20 protein-coding genes are annotated in these 14,606 nt (G+C 62.5%); 13 read left to right on the top strand and 7 right to left on the bottom strand.

Annotation, left to right across the window (positions count from 1 at the left end):
* The first annotated feature begins 1 nt into the window (after position 1).
* From secF to AB4097_RS16735, 3 genes are read left to right on the top strand one after another with little or no spacing between them, the layout of a single operon-like run.
* A complete protein-coding gene (secF, locus tag AB4097_RS16745) occupies positions 2–940 on the top strand; it encodes a protein translocase subunit SecF (RefSeq protein ID WP_442041573.1) in 939 nt (312 codons plus the stop codon).
* Positions 941–944: 4 nt separating this feature from the next.
* Positions 945–1,331 carry an Mth938-like domain-containing protein gene (locus tag AB4097_RS16740; protein WP_442041571.1) on the top strand — a complete coding sequence of 129 codons (387 nt, stop codon included), beginning with the start codon at positions 945–947 and terminating at the stop codon, positions 1,329–1,331.
* Between the two features lies 1 nt (position 1,332).
* Positions 1,333–2,175 carry a phytoene/squalene synthase family protein gene (locus AB4097_RS16735; RefSeq protein ID WP_442041569.1) on the top strand — a complete coding sequence of 281 codons (843 nt, stop codon included), beginning with the start codon at positions 1,333–1,335 and terminating at the stop codon, positions 2,173–2,175.
* Positions 2,176–2,202: 27 nt separating this feature from the next.
* On the opposite strand, the gene AB4097_RS16730 is transcribed toward AB4097_RS16735, so the two are convergent.
* Complete coding sequence (locus AB4097_RS16730; RefSeq protein WP_442041563.1) at positions 2,203–2,427, bottom strand: hypothetical protein; 225 nt, start codon at positions 2,425–2,427, stop codon at positions 2,203–2,205.
* 125 nt (positions 2,428–2,552) lie between these two features.
* Positions 2,553–3,971, bottom strand: coding sequence for a methylenetetrahydrofolate--tRNA-(uracil(54)-C(5))-methyltransferase (FADH(2)-oxidizing) TrmFO (gene trmFO, locus AB4097_RS16725; protein WP_442041561.1), 1,419 nt, complete (start codon positions 3,969–3,971; stop codon positions 2,553–2,555).
* A gap of 197 nt (positions 3,972–4,168) precedes the next feature.
* Between trmFO and AB4097_RS16720 the strand changes: the two genes are divergently transcribed.
* Complete coding sequence (locus tag AB4097_RS16720) at positions 4,169–4,927, top strand: glucose 1-dehydrogenase (RefSeq protein ID WP_442041559.1); 759 nt, start codon at positions 4,169–4,171, stop codon at positions 4,925–4,927.
* Between the two features lie 81 nt (positions 4,928–5,008).
* On the opposite strand, the gene AB4097_RS16715 is transcribed toward AB4097_RS16720, so the two are convergent.
* Together AB4097_RS16715 and AB4097_RS16710 are read right to left on the bottom strand one after the other, a co-directional pair.
* Entirely contained in the window at positions 5,009–5,164 is a 156-nt protein-coding gene (locus tag AB4097_RS16715) for a DUF1127 domain-containing protein (protein WP_442041557.1), read from the bottom strand.
* A gap of 262 nt (positions 5,165–5,426) precedes the next feature.
* Positions 5,427–6,311: a calcium-binding protein gene (locus tag AB4097_RS16710; RefSeq protein ID WP_442041555.1), complete on the bottom strand. Its 885-nt coding sequence runs from the start codon at positions 6,309–6,311 to the stop codon at positions 5,427–5,429.
* 290 nt (positions 6,312–6,601) lie between these two features.
* Here AB4097_RS16710 and AB4097_RS16705 point away from each other — a divergent pair, with 290 nt between their 5' ends.
* Positions 6,602–7,420: a hypothetical protein gene (locus tag AB4097_RS16705; RefSeq protein WP_442041553.1), complete on the top strand. Its 819-nt coding sequence runs from the start codon at positions 6,602–6,604 to the stop codon at positions 7,418–7,420.
* Positions 7,421–7,495: 75 nt separating this feature from the next.
* Positions 7,496–7,816, top strand: a complete 321-nt coding sequence (locus tag AB4097_RS16700; protein WP_442041551.1) for a hypothetical protein — start codon at positions 7,496–7,498, stop codon at positions 7,814–7,816.
* A gap of 40 nt (positions 7,817–7,856) precedes the next feature.
* On the opposite strand, the gene AB4097_RS16695 is transcribed toward AB4097_RS16700, so the two are convergent.
* Together AB4097_RS16695 and AB4097_RS16690 are read right to left on the bottom strand one after the other, a co-directional pair.
* Positions 7,857–8,141, bottom strand: a complete 285-nt coding sequence (locus AB4097_RS16695; protein ID WP_442041549.1) for a porin — start codon at positions 8,139–8,141, stop codon at positions 7,857–7,859.
* A gap of 59 nt (positions 8,142–8,200) precedes the next feature.
* Entirely contained in the window at positions 8,201–8,752 is a 552-nt protein-coding gene (locus tag AB4097_RS16690; protein WP_442041547.1) for a DUF2231 domain-containing protein, read from the bottom strand.
* Between the two features lie 210 nt (positions 8,753–8,962).
* Between AB4097_RS16690 and AB4097_RS16685 the strand changes: the two genes are divergently transcribed.
* From AB4097_RS16685 to AB4097_RS16660, 6 genes are all read left to right on the top strand, one after another.
* A complete protein-coding gene (locus AB4097_RS16685) occupies positions 8,963–10,087 on the top strand; it encodes a diguanylate cyclase domain-containing protein (RefSeq protein ID WP_442041545.1) in 1,125 nt (374 codons plus the stop codon).
* 148 nt (positions 10,088–10,235) lie between these two features.
* Positions 10,236–10,451 (top strand): DUF6894 family protein, encoded by a 216-nt coding sequence (locus AB4097_RS16680; protein ID WP_442041543.1) that lies wholly within the window; start codon positions 10,236–10,238, stop codon positions 10,449–10,451.
* Between the two features lie 81 nt (positions 10,452–10,532).
* Positions 10,533–10,745 (top strand): DUF6894 family protein, encoded by a 213-nt coding sequence (locus tag AB4097_RS16675; RefSeq protein WP_442041541.1) that lies wholly within the window; start codon positions 10,533–10,535, stop codon positions 10,743–10,745.
* A 304-nt stretch (positions 10,746–11,049) separates the two neighbouring features.
* Complete coding sequence (locus AB4097_RS16670; protein WP_442041539.1) at positions 11,050–11,373, top strand: hypothetical protein; 324 nt, start codon at positions 11,050–11,052, stop codon at positions 11,371–11,373.
* Between the two features lie 84 nt (positions 11,374–11,457).
* Entirely contained in the window at positions 11,458–11,685 is a 228-nt protein-coding gene (locus AB4097_RS16665; protein ID WP_442041537.1) for a DUF6894 family protein, read from the top strand.
* A gap of 81 nt (positions 11,686–11,766) precedes the next feature.
* On the top strand, positions 11,767–12,255 hold the full coding sequence (locus tag AB4097_RS16660; RefSeq protein ID WP_442041535.1) for a hypothetical protein: 489 nt from the start codon (positions 11,767–11,769) through the stop codon (positions 12,253–12,255).
* Between the two features lie 76 nt (positions 12,256–12,331).
* Here the strand turns inward: AB4097_RS16660 and AB4097_RS16655 are convergent, their stop codons facing one another.
* Entirely contained in the window at positions 12,332–13,141 is an 810-nt protein-coding gene (locus tag AB4097_RS16655) for a class I SAM-dependent methyltransferase (RefSeq protein WP_442041533.1), read from the bottom strand.
* A gap of 238 nt (positions 13,142–13,379) precedes the next feature.
* Between AB4097_RS16655 and AB4097_RS16650 the strand changes: the two genes are divergently transcribed.
* A complete protein-coding gene (locus tag AB4097_RS16650; protein WP_442041531.1) occupies positions 13,380–14,174 on the top strand; it encodes a bestrophin-like domain in 795 nt (264 codons plus the stop codon).
* The last annotated feature ends 432 nt before the right edge of the window (positions 14,175–14,606 follow it).

Genomic DNA, 14,606 nt, shown 5'->3' with positions numbered 1-14,606 from the left:
CGTGCGCCTCATTCGCCTCTGGCCCGAAAACTCCCACTTTAACTTTATGCGCCTGCGGCGCTTCTCGTTCCCGCTGTCCGCCGTGATTTCGATCGCCACGGCGATCGTGCTCGTGACGATCGGCCTCAACTTCGGCATCGACTTCAAGGGCGGCACGCTCATGGAGATCCAGGCCAAGTCCGGCCAGGCCAACGTCGCCCAGATCCGCCAGACCGCCGAGAGCTTCGGCTTCGGCGACGTGGAGGTGCAGGAGTTCGGCACGGGCGGCGAGGTTTCCCTCCGCTTCCCGATCCAGGCCGGCGGCGAGTCCGCGCAGACGGCCGTGGTGCAGAAGGCCCGTGACACGTTCAGCAACGAATACGATTTCCGCCGTGTCGAGACGGTCGGCCCGCGCGTGTCGGGTGAGCTCGTACAATCCGGCACCATCGGCGTCGTGCTCTCGGTCATCGCGGTGCTGTTCTATCTCTGGTTCCGCTTCGAGCGCGAGCTGGCGGTCGCATCCATCATCGGCACGCTGCACGACATCGTGCTCACCATCGGCTTCTTCGTGATCACCCGTCACGAGTTCAACATGACGTCCATCGCGGCGATCCTGACCATCGTGGGCTATTCGCTCAACGAAACCGTGGTGGTGTTCGACCGAACCCGCGAGCTGATGCGCCGCTACAAGACGATGCCGGCCGAAGAACTGCTGAACCTGTCGATCAACCACACCATGTCCCGCACGATCATGACGGCGGTAACCACCGCGCTGTCGCTGCTCGCGCTGGTCCTCTTCGGCGGACAGGCGATCCAGGGCTTCGCGCAGGTCATGCTCTACGGCGTCGTTATCTGTACGTATTCGGCCATCTGCATTTCGTCGCCCATGCTGATCTATATCGGCCTGCGCGGGTCGGAGAGCGTGAAGGTGCCGGAGGGTCGGGCCGCCGCAGCGGAGTAGGACCATGAGCGATGGTCGCCTCTACGATGGCTTCCTGCCGGGGCGTCATCCGGTCGACGCCTATGGCAACGGCGGCTTTCGCTTTGCGGATATGTCCCATCGCGGTTCGCTGCTCGCCCTGCCGTCGGGGATCAGGGCCTGGCCGGTGAACGCCGTGGCCGAGCTCACGGACGAGGCGCTCGACCCGATCTTTGCCGAGGCCGATTCCATCGATCTTCTGCTCCTCGGCACGGGTGCCGACATTGCGGCCATCCCGGGTGCGTTCCGCACCCGGTTCCGGGAAGCGGGGATCGGTCTCGACGTGATGCAGACGGGCGCCGCCGCGCGCACCTACAACATCCTGCTCGCAGAGAACCGCAAGGTTGCTGCGGCGCTGATCGCCGTTCCCTGATATGGCCGAGGCAATCTCGAACTTCGCCCATTGCGAAGCCCTCGTGCGCGAGGCCGATCCGGATCGCTACTGGGCCAGCCTCTTCGCGCCCGCTGACAAGCGGCCACATCTCCACGCGCTCTATGCCTTCAACTTCGAGGTCGCCCGCGTCCGCGAGGCAGTGCGCGAAGCGCTCGTCGGCGAGATCCGCCTGCAATGGTGGCGCGATGCGCTGCAAGGCGAGGCGAGGGGCGATGTGCGCGCCAATCCGGTCGCCGCCGCCCTCGACGATACCATCGTGCAGTTCCGCCTGCCGCGACAATCCTTCGTCGATCTGATCGATGCCCGGATCTTCGATCTCTACGACGATCCGATGCCGAGCCTGAACGATCTCGAGGGCTATTGCGGCGAGACGTCGTCCAGCCTGATCCAGCTTGCGAGTCTCATTCTATCCGACGGCTCCAACCCCGGCACGGCGGATGCCGCAGGCCATGCGGGCGTCGCCTACGCGATCACCGGCCTCCTGCGCGCCTTTCCGCATCATGCGCGGCAGGGGCAGGTCTTCATTCCAGCCGAAATCCTGGCCCGCCACGGGGTGGTGCGCGAGGATATCGTCACCGGGCGCGGTGGGCCGGGACTGAAAGGGGCCTTATCTGATTTGCGCGCCGTCGCGCGCCGGCATCTCGACGAGACACGCAAGCTGCGGACGACCATCCCCGACGCTGCGAAGCCCGCTTTCCAGCCGCTTGCCTTGGTCGAACCCTATCTCAGGGTCATGGAGCGGCGTAACTACGATCCGTTCCATACGCCCGTCGACCTGCCGCAATGGCGACGCGTCTGGGCCCTCTGGCGCGGGCCATTTTAGGGGTCAAACACAAGCTTCGAGACGCGATCAGCCGTTCTGGCCGCTGTCGACGATGACGTGTTTCTTACCCAGCGAGCAATACTCGATATAGGTCTTGCCGTTATGGCGATACTGGATCTTTTGAGGCGCTTCTCCGGGCGCCGGGTTGGTGTCGCATTTCAGCTCTTCCTTCGGCTTCGTGTTTTCCTGACCATAGGCGGCAGGCGAAAGACCAAAGGCGACTATCAAGCCGAGCAGGACCGCGTGTTTCATCGTTGAATCTCCTCATGGGTTATTCAACTTTATAACAAATCGGCGGCTGTGCACAGGGAGGCGGGGCGATCCGAAGGCCTTGCGCTGAAAGCCATGCGTCTCGCAGCATCAGTCTGATCGATCCCTCACTCCGCCGCGGCAGGCAGTGCTGTGTCCGACAGCCAAGCCCCCAGATCCGTCCGTGCCCTGTCCGTGAGCGCCTTCTTGCGGGCGATGGCCTTGGCCGGGCCGCGCAGGCGCTTTCCATCCTCGGCCTTCGGGCCCTGGGCGAGAGGCGGGAACAGGCCGAAATTGACGTTCATCGGCTGGAATGAGCGCGGCCCCTCGTCGATGGTCTCGATATGCCCGCCCGTGATGTGGTTGATGAGGGCTCCGAGCGCCGTGGTGTGCGGCAGGGGCTGGATCGGCCGGCCGAGCCGCTCGGCGGCGGCGAAGCGGCCGGTCATCAGGCCCACGGCGGCGCTTTCCACATAACCCTCGCAGCCGGTGATCTGGCCGGCGAAGCGCAGGCGCGGCATCGCCTTCAGGCGCAGGGTCGGGTCGAGGAGCTTGGGTGAGTTGAGATAGGTGTTGCGGTGGATGCCGCCAAGCCGTGCGAACTCGGCATTCTCCAGGCCGGGGATCATGCGGAGGATGCCCGTCTGGGCGCCGTATTTCAGCTTGGTCTGGAACCCCACCATGTTGAACAGGGTGCCGAGCGCGTTGTCCTGGCGCAGCTGCACGATGGCGTAGGGCTTCCTGTCGGGATTGCGCGGATCGGTCAGGCCGACGGGCTTCATGGGACCATGGCGCAGGGTCTCGCGACCCCGTTCGGCCATGACCTCGATGGGGAGGCAGCCATCGAAATAGGGGGTGTCGGCCTCCCAGTCCTTGAACTCGGTCTTGTCGCCCGCAATCAGCGCATCGACGAAGGCGTCGTACTGCTCCTTGGTCATGGGGCAGTTGATATAATCCTTGCCCGTGCCGCCCGGCCCGACCTTATCGTAGCGGGACTGGAACCACGCGATGTCCATGTTGATGGACTCGCGGTAGACGATCGGCGCGATGGCGTCGAAGAACGCCAGCGACGTCTCGCCGGTGAGCCCGAGGATCGCCTCGGCCAGAGCCGGCGAGGTCAGGGGGCCGGTGGCGACGATCACGGAGGACCATTCCTCCGGCGGCAGGCCGGCGATCTCGCCGCGCTCGATGGTGACGAGCGGATGCGATTCGAGCGCAGCCGTCACGGCGTCGGAGAAGCCGTCCCGGTCGACGGCCAATGCACCGCCGGCCGGAACCTGGTTGGCGTCGCCCTTCGCCATGATCAGGGAGCCGAGGCTGCGCATCTCCTGGTGCAGCAGGCCGACTGCGTTGGTCTCCGCATCGTCAGAGCGGAAGGAGTTCGAGCAGACGAGCTCGGCGAGACCTTCCGTCTTGTGGGCGTCGGTGCCACGCACCGGGCGCATCTCATGGAGAACGACAGGCACGCCGGCCTGGGCAATCTGCCAGGTGGCTTCCGAACCGGCGAGGCCGCCGCCGATGACGTGGATGGGTTCGATGGTGCTCATGGTCATTCTCCCGAGCGGCTTTGTTGACTCCTGGGGAGCCCTGGTCAAGTTAAGCCGGTTCACGAAAGCATCGGATTCGAAAGCGGAGACCACTTTCGGAATCTGCGCGATGCTCATTTTTCAGTTCATGGATCACTCAGAGCGGAAGGCCCAATCCCGGTTTCCGCACAATGTGCCGTCGGAAAGGCTCAAGCGCCATGAAGTCCAAGCGTCCCGTCGTCCTTATTACAGGTGGAAGCCGCGGCATAGGGGCCGCGGTGGCGCAGCTCGCGGCGGCACGCGGCTACGATGTCGCGATCACGTACCGATCCGAGCGGGATGCGGCCGAGCAGGTGCTCGCCGCCTGCCGGGCATCGGGAGCGGCTGCGGTTTCCTGCCAGGGCGACGTCGCCGTCGAGGGGGACGTGGTGCGCCTGTTCGACGAGGCTGAAGCGGCCCTGGGGCCCATCTCGCATGTGGTCAACAATGCGGGGATTACGGGCAAGTCCAGCAGGCTGGACCAAGCATCGGGTGAGACGATCCGCACCTGCATGGACGTGAACGTGCTGGGTGCCATCTGGGTGGCGCGCGAGGCGGCGCGGCGGCTCTCCACAAGCCGCGGTGGGGCAGGCGGCACCATCGTCAACATCTCGTCGGTCGCGGCCTCGCTCGGGAGCCCGAACGAGTACGTCTGGTACGCGGCCTCGAAAGGAGCCGTCGACGCGCTGACCGTGGGACTGGCGAAGGAGCTGGCCGGCGAGGGCGTTCGGGTGAATGCCGTTTCGCCCGGCATGACGAAGACCGACATTCACGAGCGCAGCACCCAGGATGTCGGCCGCATGGAGCGCATTCGCCCCTTCATTCCCCTCAACCGGATCGGGGAGCCCGAGGAGATCGCCGAGGCCGTGCTCTTCCTGATGTCGGATGCCGCCTCCTACATCACGGGCGCCAATCTCCCGGTTTCGGGGGGCCGCTAAAGATCTGGAAACGAGCCCCCAGACAAGCGAAAGCCCGCCGAGGGGGCGGGCTAGGGCCTTTTGCTGCAGTGCAGCGAATTTTTACGCGACGGCGTTCTGGCGAGCAACGCTCTCGATCTGGAAGCGGGAGATGCCGAGATCGTCGAGTTCGCGGTCCGAAAGCAGTGACAGCTCGCGGACGGTTTCGCGATAACGCATATAAGCGCGGACTTTAGAGAGAATGTAGGATACGAACATGGGAAGCTCCTGAGAAGTGACCGGCCCCTGTGACCGGTGGCCTTTGTTCTTGCGTTTGCAGTGCGGATATAAGTGTGTGCAGTGCAGAAGAGGAGTGGTAATAATGTAGGTCTGTTATGCTTTAGTAGCATACCGTCCTAATGCCACGTTAACTGTGTTGCGGACCACGAATGGCTTCCTCGCTCCAAACGGAAAACGGCTCCAAATCGGAGCCGTTTCGGGGGAGATGATGACGCTTTCGGAATTATGCCCGGGCTCGGGACTACAGCACGAAGAAGTCAGCCTTCGTGAGGGTCAGGCCAGACTTGAGCTGGGCGAACTTGACCGCCGCGACGCCGCCGATGCCGTCGGCGTCGTAGAGCAGGGCACCGGTCTGCTTATTGTAGATGATCCGGTCGGAGGAATCCCGCGCACCTGAGCCGGTGGTGAAGGCGCCGCCCGAAAGCCAGCCATCGCGTCCGACGCGGGTGAAGACCTGGTTGTCGAGCATGATCGTATCGTCCACGGGCCGGAAATCGACGATGCGGTCGACGTTGTTGCCGGACGGTCGGATGTCGAAGACGAAGTAGTCCTTGCCGGTACCGCCGGTCAGTTGATCGCTGTCTGCGCCGCCGTTGAGGTAATCGCTCCCCGCCCCGCCGACCAGAGTATCGCGGCCCGTTCCTCCATACAGGTCGTCGTCGCCCCAGTCCCCATAGAGCGCGTCGGCGCCCGCATCCCCGTAGACGATATCGTCGCCATCATAGGCATAGACGACGTCGTTCCCTGTTCCGGCACGGATGAGATCGTCGTAATCGTTGCCGTAGAATGTGTCGTGGCCCCTGTTCAGGTTCACGTACCAGGCATAGCCCTGGAGCGCATCGACCGTCGTATACAGATCGAGGTCCTGAATGGTCAGGATGTCCGCGCCGTTGTTCTCGTAAAAGAGGTCATCGATGATGACCGTGTACCCGTCGCTCCAGTACTTGGCGGTGAAGTAATCGACGAGCGCACTGCCATCGACCTCGTACTCGGCGACCGTACCGTTGTCATGCACGAGATCCGTCGTGACGGAGGGATTGGCCCCGATGAACGCCCAGCCCGAACTGTTGGTGCCGGACATGTCGAAGCCGACACCCGCTGCGTTGAAAGCCTGAAAAACTGCCATGGCTGCGCTGTTCCCGATGAACGTCCTGTATCGTCAAGCTAGGACGATGAACGTGAACTTGAGCTGTATGTACGCAAGGGTCATCATTCAGGAGAATGGTAAAGATTTGGTTGGGCAACAGATTGCTTTCTTCATCGGTTGTGTCTGGTGGAACTCTCTGAGCCGAATCTTGAACGGTTGTTCATCTTCGAGTGCGAAATCGAGTATAAAACCTCTTACTTAAAGTTATTGGGAACAGTCTCTGAGGGTTGGCGTTCATCTCCCACCTTTACTATTGTGGAGATTGTTCCGTGAAGAAAGTCGCTCTCGGCGCCGCTCTTCTCTTGTTGAGCAGTGCGGCTTACGCTCAGACTTCGATGCAGACGAATACGAACGCCAACACGGGTTCTCAGTCGTCTTCCACTTCGAATACGCTGCTGCGCAATCAGTCCGGCAGCAGCAATCGGGCCCAGACCGAGACCACGGGCGCGACGCGCAGCGAAACAACCGGCGCGCAGGTCAATGTCCACAGCCGGCAGGACACCGGCACGCGCGTCGGTATCGAGACCCGCGAACGTTCCGGCGTGTCGGTCCGCTCCCGTACGGTCCACGAGGTGAACGAGCCGAGTGTTTCGGTGACACGCCGCCGCAGCGTGACGACCTATGAGGAGCCTAGCACCGAGATTCATCGTACCGTAGTGAAGAAGAAGCCCGCCAAGAAGGTCGCGGTTAAGAAGACGAAGCGCACCAACAAGGTGGTGTCGAAGAAGCGCCGCTACCACGTGGTTGAAGAGCAGCCGGTGGAGGTTCGTCGCAGGACCGTGCGCCGCTATGAAGAGATCAACGAGCCCAGCGTGTCCGTTCGGAGCCGCACGGAGGTTCGCCGGACGCATGACGCGTCCCCGAGCGTGGGCGTGTCCATAGAGCAGCGCCGGTCCAACGACGTGAATGTCTCGACCAGCCGGACGCGCTCGAGCACGCCTGACACGACCGGTTCCGTCTCGACCCGCAGCCGGACGGAGATGAACGGCAACGCCAGCGGCAACACGTCGAATTCCGGCGGTTCGACCAAACTGCGCCTGCCGCAGCAGGGTGGCTCCTCGTCGCCGAGCAACGGCTCGAACCAGTAATCGCAGCGAAAGAAGGGGCCCTGCACGGGTCCCGACCCCATTCGCCTGCCTCTCTTTGAGTTCAGGAGACTGACGATGAAAAAGCTTATCGTAACGATCAGCGTAGCGCTCTTGGCTGCAACGTCCTTCAGCGGCGCTGCCGATGCCAGGCCCGGCAAGGGCAAAGGACATGCCTACGGGCATTACAAAAATCACGCCGCACCGCGGTATTATGTTCAGAGGCGGGGCAGCAACAATGCCGCCATCGCAGCCGGCGTGACCGGAGCGATCCTCGGCGGAGCTCTGGCAGCCACGGCACGGCCCACATACCGGACTTATGACAGGTCATATTACAGAACGTACAATGCTCCGCGACGGAGCTATTACCGGGAAGAGTACTACGACGACGGGTACTAACCGGAAAGAGCGCCTCAGGGCGCTCTTTTCTTATCCAGTGTCAGCGCCCCAGATTGCCGACGGAGATGACGGCCCGGACGGGGCCGTATTCCGTCTGCTTTCTCACATCGAGCCGGATGCGCCCTCCGGCCTGCGTCTGGAAGGAATCGGAGGCGCGCAGGCGAGACGAGCCGACCAGCGTCTCACCCCGCACCCGTCCGCTGATGCGCACGCAGGTATCGGAGGCCTGAAGCATGGCGAAGCCGGGTGGACAGGACGAGGCGGCTTGCGCCTGACCTGTCAGCGCAAGGCCGGAAAGAGCGAGAGCCAAGACGAGCCGCTTCATGACGGGCTTGAGTGTAGCGGCCCCGATCCGATCGTGGCAAGGCCGCTGCGCCGCCACGCTCAGGCCCTGTCCGATCTGCTGCGCCGGCCATAGGAGGAGGCGACATCCGGCCGGTCCACCTCGACGTGGAACTGCTCGGCCTTGGGACTGTAATCCCGGATCGCCCCGATGCCATAGCGGTAGGCGAGCTCGCCGCCGAGCCAGCCGCTGAACAGGAGCAGCGCAGTCTGAATGCCCGAGAGCCAGATGCCCCAGCCCTGTACGCCCGCAGCCGGATCGCTCAGGCGGACGCCCACATTGATGAGCGCCACCGCGACCACCACGAGGTTTGCCGCCATATGGGCCCAGGATACCCACAGATTGCGCACCCGATTAATGGTCACGAAATCGATCAGACCGGGGATCGCCGCTATGACGGCGGTGACGATGCCGGCGATGAGGAGCCAGTAGGATGCCTGGGCCCAGAAGGGATCCTGTGCGGCCATGAAGACGATGTCCGTGCCCAGGGCTCCGATCAGGAACGCGACCGGGAACACGATCAGCATATGGTGCAGTGGGTGGCCGGCGATGGCCGCCGTGCTCTGGACGCCGTGACGATGGTACATGCCCATGGTTCTCTCTCCGGGATGGTCTGAGAAGAATGCCTCGTTCAAGTCTTCGTTCCGGGTGCTGCCCTGCGGCGGCGCCCCGATCCGCCGCAGGGCAAGGTTCTGGACATCTCAGGGCGGATGGGAGATAGCGGTAGGCATGCATTCCCTATCGGAATGGGTCGTGGGAATTCGTCTGCGGCCGTCTGGTCGAACTCCACGGCAGCCGCTTCGATGGTCCTTGATCCTGCCACGCTTACCGTCGCCTTCGCGCTGCTCTCGGCCGCGTTAGGGACCTTGTTGCTGTTTTCCTGGGCGTTGAACCGGAAGGTCAAGGCGCTCGCCTGGTGGGGAAGCGCGTTCTGGCTGATCGCGTTTGGGATCGGATCGGCCAATATCCGGCAGGGCCAGCCTGCTTATTCCGTTCTGCTCGTGGCGAATGCCTTAGGCCTGCTGTGCTATGGCGCTCTCTACACGGGCTGTCGCGTTTTCAACGGACGCTCCGCGCCTCTTGTAGCCTCTTTGGCGGGGGCTGTAGTCTGGCTCGGCGCCTTTCCCTTCATTTACACCTCACAGAGTGAGCGGTTGCTACTCGCATCGCTGCTCACCTTTGCCTACTCGATCCTTTCGGCCTGGGAGCTGGGGCGGTACGCGTCACGGCCTTTGGCCTCCTCGCGTGTCGTGATGGTGCTTCTGCTGGGTTTGGCAGCGTTCAACTTGTCCCGCATAGGGATTGCCCTCGCGCCGACCTCGGTTCCCTGGATCGATGCCCTGGCCCACCGCTGGTCGCCGTCCATGGCGCTTCTTCTGGTGGTGTTCGGCCCGAGCCTGGCCTTCATGTTCCTCTCCATGGCCAAGGAGAGCGTCGAGTTCGAGTACAAGCAGGCGGCCCTCGTCGACCCGCTGACCGGCGTGCCCAACCGGCGTGCCTTCATGCAGAACGCATCCGACCTTCTTGCGCAGTCGGGTGGCAGGGCTGTGAGCTGCATGTTGTTCGACCTCGACAACTTCAAGGCCATCAATGACCGCCACGGCCATGATACCGGCGATCGGATCCTGACGATCTTCGGCGAGGTGCTGGCGCGGCACCTGCCGCAGGGCACTTTCGGCCGGCTGGGCGGGGAGGAGTTCGGCGCTATCCTGCCGCTGGATTCGCGGGAGGCCGCTCTCCTGGCGGATCGTGTTCGTCATGCCTTTTCGGCCGCCGGTGCCGACACTCTCGGCGATCTGGCCCGGGTCACGGTCAGCGTCGGCTGCATCACGGGTACCGGTATCGATGCGGGAACGCTGCTTCGGCGAGCCGATGCGGCGCTTTACCAGGCAAAGCGCGGCGGGCGGAACATCGTCATCGCAGCCTGAGCATGTGAAGCTGGAATTCCTGGCAGAAGAGCCGAAGGCGCTGCCGCGCGTCTCCTGAAGATCGTTCTAAAACCCACCTCCCGTAACCTGTGTTAAAGCGCGTAAGCCTAGCGCGTGTAGTCTAAGGTCGGGGGTGTTGGGAGCGCCCATGCCTCGCTATCATTTCCATGTACAAGTCGGAGACTGTTTCATACCGGATCGAGAGGGTGTGGATCTGCCGAACCTGAGAACCGTGCGAGGGTCAGAGGCCCAGGCGGCCCACGCATCCTGGAAACGCGTGCTGAGTTTCATCGAGGCTCTGCCCGATAGAACCACGGTCATTACCGACGAGGCAGGGCGGATCGTGTTCGTTCTTTCTGTTTAGTGCGTATCCTTACATTCCATGAATGAAATGCATGAGAGTATTCCGAAATCATGAAGTGATCGCCGTGATGGAGGGGACGACATGCCCCGCTACTATTTCCATCTTCGTTCCAGAGATCGGTTCATTTGGGATCAGGAAGGGATCGATCTGCCTGATACCGCCAGTGCCAGGGGCGCTGCCGATCGAGCGGCGACGGAGCTCCGTGGCGACCTGCAAGAGAGCGATCCCATCTGTTGCTGGACCGTCGCCGTGACGGACGAAAGCGATGAACTCATCCATGTTGCATCGCTCTGATGCAGTTCCTGCCGATCAAGGCTCTGTGTCGAAGAACTCGCGCCGCAATGGCGGTTGCGAGTAGACCAGGATGTCAGTTCAAGTACTAAAGTTTTAGTGATCTGCTGTTCCTGAAAGTACAATCTTACATTACTGTACGTTAATTACTCCTCAATCAGATCGTGCAATGATTCTCATGGGTGGCGTTTGAAGTCCGGGGGCGGGTGTGACAGAGGAAGAAATTGAAGCCGTTGCAGAAGAGCTGGCAAAGGCTGGCGGAACCTCGTGGTATCCTGGACGCACGCGCGGCGCTCTCCTGAGGTCCGTGAGCGAGCGATACCGGGACCGGGCAAGACTGGCGATTGCCACCCTCGACAGGATCCGGGCCGGTCATGGCGATGCCCCCTCGCCGCAGATTCCCGAGATGGTGTCGTTGCCGATGCGTGCGACCTTGAGCGACTCTGGTGGGATCCAAGTGGGGGCAACGGTGGTCTATCGTCCTCCAGGAGACCAGCGGGCGATTACCTGCCAGATCGAGCGGCTCGAGGGCGGACGCGCTTATCTCGTGCCTGTCGCACGGCCGGATATCGGCTGGGTTGCTTTGGATAGTTTCGACCCCGTGGGTGAAGCGCCGGTCAAGGATGAATGACGATCTGCTGCGCATGATCTCTTCACTTCGCCGTTAAAAACCGCTAGCAGACGTGATCCTGTTCGTGTGGGTGATGGTCCCGACATGCGCTGCTTCTTTCACCTTGTGAACGATCATGAAGAGATCGTCGACAATTCGGGGATCGAAGTTCATGACTTGGAAAGCGCCAAGGCTCAGGCGCTCCTCGCCATCACCGAACTGCGCCAGGAGATTGGCGCCGATATCGAGGATTGGTCCGGCTGGCGCCTCGATATCGTGTGCCCCCGAGGCAGACTTCTTCATTCTCTGATGCTGCATAATACCGTGCATTGAGCACCGCTCGCGGCCGATTTGGCAGCGGGCTTGGCGTGAACATCGGTGACAACAGGGGGATCTCGGAGGGTCTCGGCGCCAATGTCCGGTGGAGGGCGTGGTCTTGGAGCCGGACTGGGTCTGAGCATCGGCGGGTCGGACGGAGCCAATGCCGGGCTCGGCGCCAATGTGGGCGGTTCTTCCGGGGTGAGTGCAGGCAGCCGCGCCAGCATCGGCGGGTCCGGTGGTGTCAATGCCGGCGTGAGCGCCGGGATCGGCGGCTCGAACGGAGACGATGTGGATGTCGGCATAGGTGTCGGCGGTGGTACCGGCGGGACCGGCAGCCTTGTCAACCCGGGCTCGACGGGAACCGGCAGCGTGCGCAACCCGCCCACGACCGGCAGCATCAATCCGGGACGGCCGAGCAATCCGGCTCAGACGAATCGTCTCAGGGCCGAGCTTCGCAATATGAATGAGGACGAGCGCATGAAGCTATGTCGCAGCTGCGCCACGGTCTCGGTTTCCCCTGGTGCGTTCGATTCCGACATGCAGGCGCTGTGCAGCCTGACGAGCCGTCTATCCTCGCGCTGAACCCCATCTTATGATGAAAGAAAAAGACGCGACCTTGCGAGGCCGCGTCTTTTTCTTTGAGACGCCGCGATGGTGGCTATCGCCAAGCGGTCACCACCAGGGCGCTCATGCGGTTCTCGAAAGCGGCCTTGCCGAAGCGGGCCGCGAGGGCTTCGGTCACTTTGTCGGTCATGTCGTCGAACTGCCCCGAAGACCTCGCCTCGAGTTCGGAGCGAAGCGGGCTGCCCTGGCAAAGCCCGATGGCAGGCTCGCGCGGCGAGGCGGCTTGGGTGAGCTTGTCGACGACCTCGATGTCGACATTCTCGAAGCCTGCCTGCTGCACCTCACCGCGAACCCGGTCCGGGTCGAAATAGCCGAACGGCACTCGCTCGATGAACCGGGGCGGATCTTCGGGAAACAGCTTTCCGGCCGCATCCGAGACGATACGGCTGACCTCGTTGCGATCGAGGGAGTTCCAGACGCTGAACACGAGGCGCCCGCCGGGTTTGAGCAATCGCAGAGCCTCCCGGTAGGCCGCCTGCTTGTCGGGAAAGAACATGACGCCGAATTGGCAGACGATCGCGTCGAAGGAGGCATCCTCGAATGGCAGCTTCTGTGCGTCGGCCTGCTGCCATCTCACGTTCGGGGCCTGCAGCCGCTGGGCCGCGAGATCGAGCATGGCCTGATTGAGGTCGGTTGCGACGATCTCCACGCCGTGCGGAAGCGTCTTGGCGAGCGCCCGGGTCACGATCCCCGTTCCGGCCGCCGTCTCCAGGATGCGTCCCTGTGCGACGTCGCGCAGACGGGTCGCCATGTCCTCGGCAAAAGGCTCGAAGAAAAGGGGGCCGAGATGTCGCTCGTAGAGAGCGGGGATCGAGCCGGCAAAGGCGGCATCGGTGGAGCTCATCGTCTCCTCCAAGGTGGAAGGACGATGATGATGCCGATGATCATGGCGGGCAAGGGTCCCAAAAGGGGGTAGGGATCCGGGCGGGATCGCCTTCGGATGCGCCTTTCCCGGGATGCTCCACTCCAGGAACAGCGCATCGTTCCTCCGGAAAACCCTATGGCACCGGGCGCGATGGCATGCTCTCTTGTGCGACCTCGCAACGGTGCCGAAGGATGGCGCCCAGGGTCCAGGAGCGAGCATGGCGGCCATTCTGCAGATTCCGGCCTGGTTGGGGGCTCTCCTCGCGATGCTGCTCGCCATTGCAGCCTCGGCTATCCCGTTCATCGTCCTGCGCCGGCTGCTGAGCGACGACCTGCCGACGAAGACCCGGGATGTGGCCGAAACGGTTGCCGTTCGCATCGGCACGGTTCACAGCCTCATCCTGGCGCTGGTTTTCGCGGATGCGCAGTCCACCCACACGAACCTGCAGCAGGAGGTCTCGAAGGAGATCACCACGATCGAGCATATCGTGCTGGAATTGAACCAGTGGAACGGGCCGGAAAAGGACGTGCTGCGCGGCCAGCTTGGCGCCTATGTGACGGCGGTCCTGCAGAACGAATGGCACGCGGCCTCTCATCCGCGAGGCAGCAGGGAGGCGAGACAGGCCTACAACGAACTCGACATGGGCATCCTCAACCTGAAGGCCGACACACCCCAGCAGCAATCCCTGCGAGGCCGGTTGATCATGAACATGGACGAGCTTCAGGATCACCGGATGGCCCGGCTGGCGCTCGCCCACCGCGGCTTGCCGAGCCTGTTCTGGTGGATGGCGCTGACCGGGTTCGCCATCATGGTCGGCTTCTTCCTCATCTTCCCAGCCAACCTCGCGCACATCGCCATCCTGTCCGTTTACGGGGCCTATACGGGGTTGGCGCTCTATTTCATCCTGGCCCTGAGCCACCCCTATGCAGGCCCGGCTGCGATCGACACGGCGCCGTATGAGATGGTGCTGGAGGATGAGTTGAAGGGGCCGCAGGTGACCTCAAGGCCTTAGTGTCCTGGTGACTTTCTACAGAGAATGCGCAGGCGACCGCGAAGGAATGCGCAAAATTATAGACCACAAGATTGGATGGTATATTATACGTTATAACCACTCATTAAAGCAGGTTGGTTTATGTCGAAGTTCCTCCTGAGGGTTTTGCAGCTGAGCGGTACTGCTTCAGTAATTGTGCTTATCTTTCCAAATTTGCTTATCTACGGCTTGTTGTTCCTTTTTGTGCCGGGATATATTCTCCTCATAATGCCCACTGTTTTTCTCTACACGGGGCTGTTTTCCAGATCGTGTCCCGTGGCGTGGTGTAAGAGCGCCAGTCCTCGGCTGAGCCGGGTTGCTCAGGCGGTCACGGCCGACAGCCTGCGAACGGGATCATCGCTCAACGAACTCAGACTTTCCAGCGACATGTAGCGCCGGCTCACCGCCCACTCG

Origin of the sequence: Microvirga sp. 2MCAF35 (genome assembly GCF_052115545.1) — a bacterium.
In the GTDB taxonomy this organism is placed as follows: Bacteria; Pseudomonadota; Alphaproteobacteria; order Rhizobiales; family Beijerinckiaceae; genus Microvirga.
This window is presented reverse-complemented; position numbering and strand designations above follow the sequence as displayed.

Excerpts from the sequence above, each read along its gene's own strand:
- AB4097_RS16740 (WP_442041571.1), top strand. The coding sequence starts at position 945 with ATGAGCGATGGTCGCCTCTACGATGGCTTCCTGCCGGGGCGTCATCCG.
- AB4097_RS16735 (WP_442041569.1), top strand. The coding sequence starts at position 1,333 with ATGGCCGAGGCAATCTCGAACTTCGCCCATTGCGAAGCCCTCGTGCGC.
- AB4097_RS16730 (WP_442041563.1), bottom strand. The coding sequence starts at position 2,427 with ATGAAACACGCGGTCCTGCTCGGCTTGATAGTCGCCTTTGGTCTTTCG.
- trmFO (WP_442041561.1), bottom strand. The coding sequence starts at position 3,971 with ATGAGCACCATCGAACCCATCCACGTCATCGGCGGCGGCCTCGCCGGT.
- AB4097_RS16720 (WP_442041559.1), top strand. The coding sequence starts at position 4,169 with ATGAAGTCCAAGCGTCCCGTCGTCCTTATTACAGGTGGAAGCCGCGGC.
- AB4097_RS16715 (WP_442041557.1), bottom strand. The coding sequence starts at position 5,164 with ATGTTCGTATCCTACATTCTCTCTAAAGTCCGCGCTTATATGCGTTAT.
- AB4097_RS16710 (WP_442041555.1), bottom strand. The coding sequence starts at position 6,311 with ATGGCAGTTTTTCAGGCTTTCAACGCAGCGGGTGTCGGCTTCGACATG.
- AB4097_RS16700 (WP_442041551.1), top strand. The coding sequence starts at position 7,496 with ATGAAAAAGCTTATCGTAACGATCAGCGTAGCGCTCTTGGCTGCAACG.
- AB4097_RS16695 (WP_442041549.1), bottom strand. The coding sequence starts at position 8,141 with ATGAAGCGGCTCGTCTTGGCTCTCGCTCTTTCCGGCCTTGCGCTGACA.
- AB4097_RS16690 (WP_442041547.1), bottom strand. The coding sequence starts at position 8,752 with ATGGGCATGTACCATCGTCACGGCGTCCAGAGCACGGCGGCCATCGCC.
- AB4097_RS16685 (WP_442041545.1), top strand. The coding sequence starts at position 8,963 with ATGGTCCTTGATCCTGCCACGCTTACCGTCGCCTTCGCGCTGCTCTCG.
- AB4097_RS16680 (WP_442041543.1), top strand. The coding sequence starts at position 10,236 with ATGCCTCGCTATCATTTCCATGTACAAGTCGGAGACTGTTTCATACCG.
- AB4097_RS16675 (WP_442041541.1), top strand. The coding sequence starts at position 10,533 with ATGCCCCGCTACTATTTCCATCTTCGTTCCAGAGATCGGTTCATTTGG.
- AB4097_RS16665 (WP_442041537.1), top strand. The coding sequence starts at position 11,458 with ATGCGCTGCTTCTTTCACCTTGTGAACGATCATGAAGAGATCGTCGAC.
- AB4097_RS16660 (WP_442041535.1), top strand. The coding sequence starts at position 11,767 with ATGTCCGGTGGAGGGCGTGGTCTTGGAGCCGGACTGGGTCTGAGCATC.
- AB4097_RS16655 (WP_442041533.1), bottom strand. The coding sequence starts at position 13,141 with ATGAGCTCCACCGATGCCGCCTTTGCCGGCTCGATCCCCGCTCTCTAC.
- AB4097_RS16650 (WP_442041531.1), top strand. The coding sequence starts at position 13,380 with ATGGCGGCCATTCTGCAGATTCCGGCCTGGTTGGGGGCTCTCCTCGCG.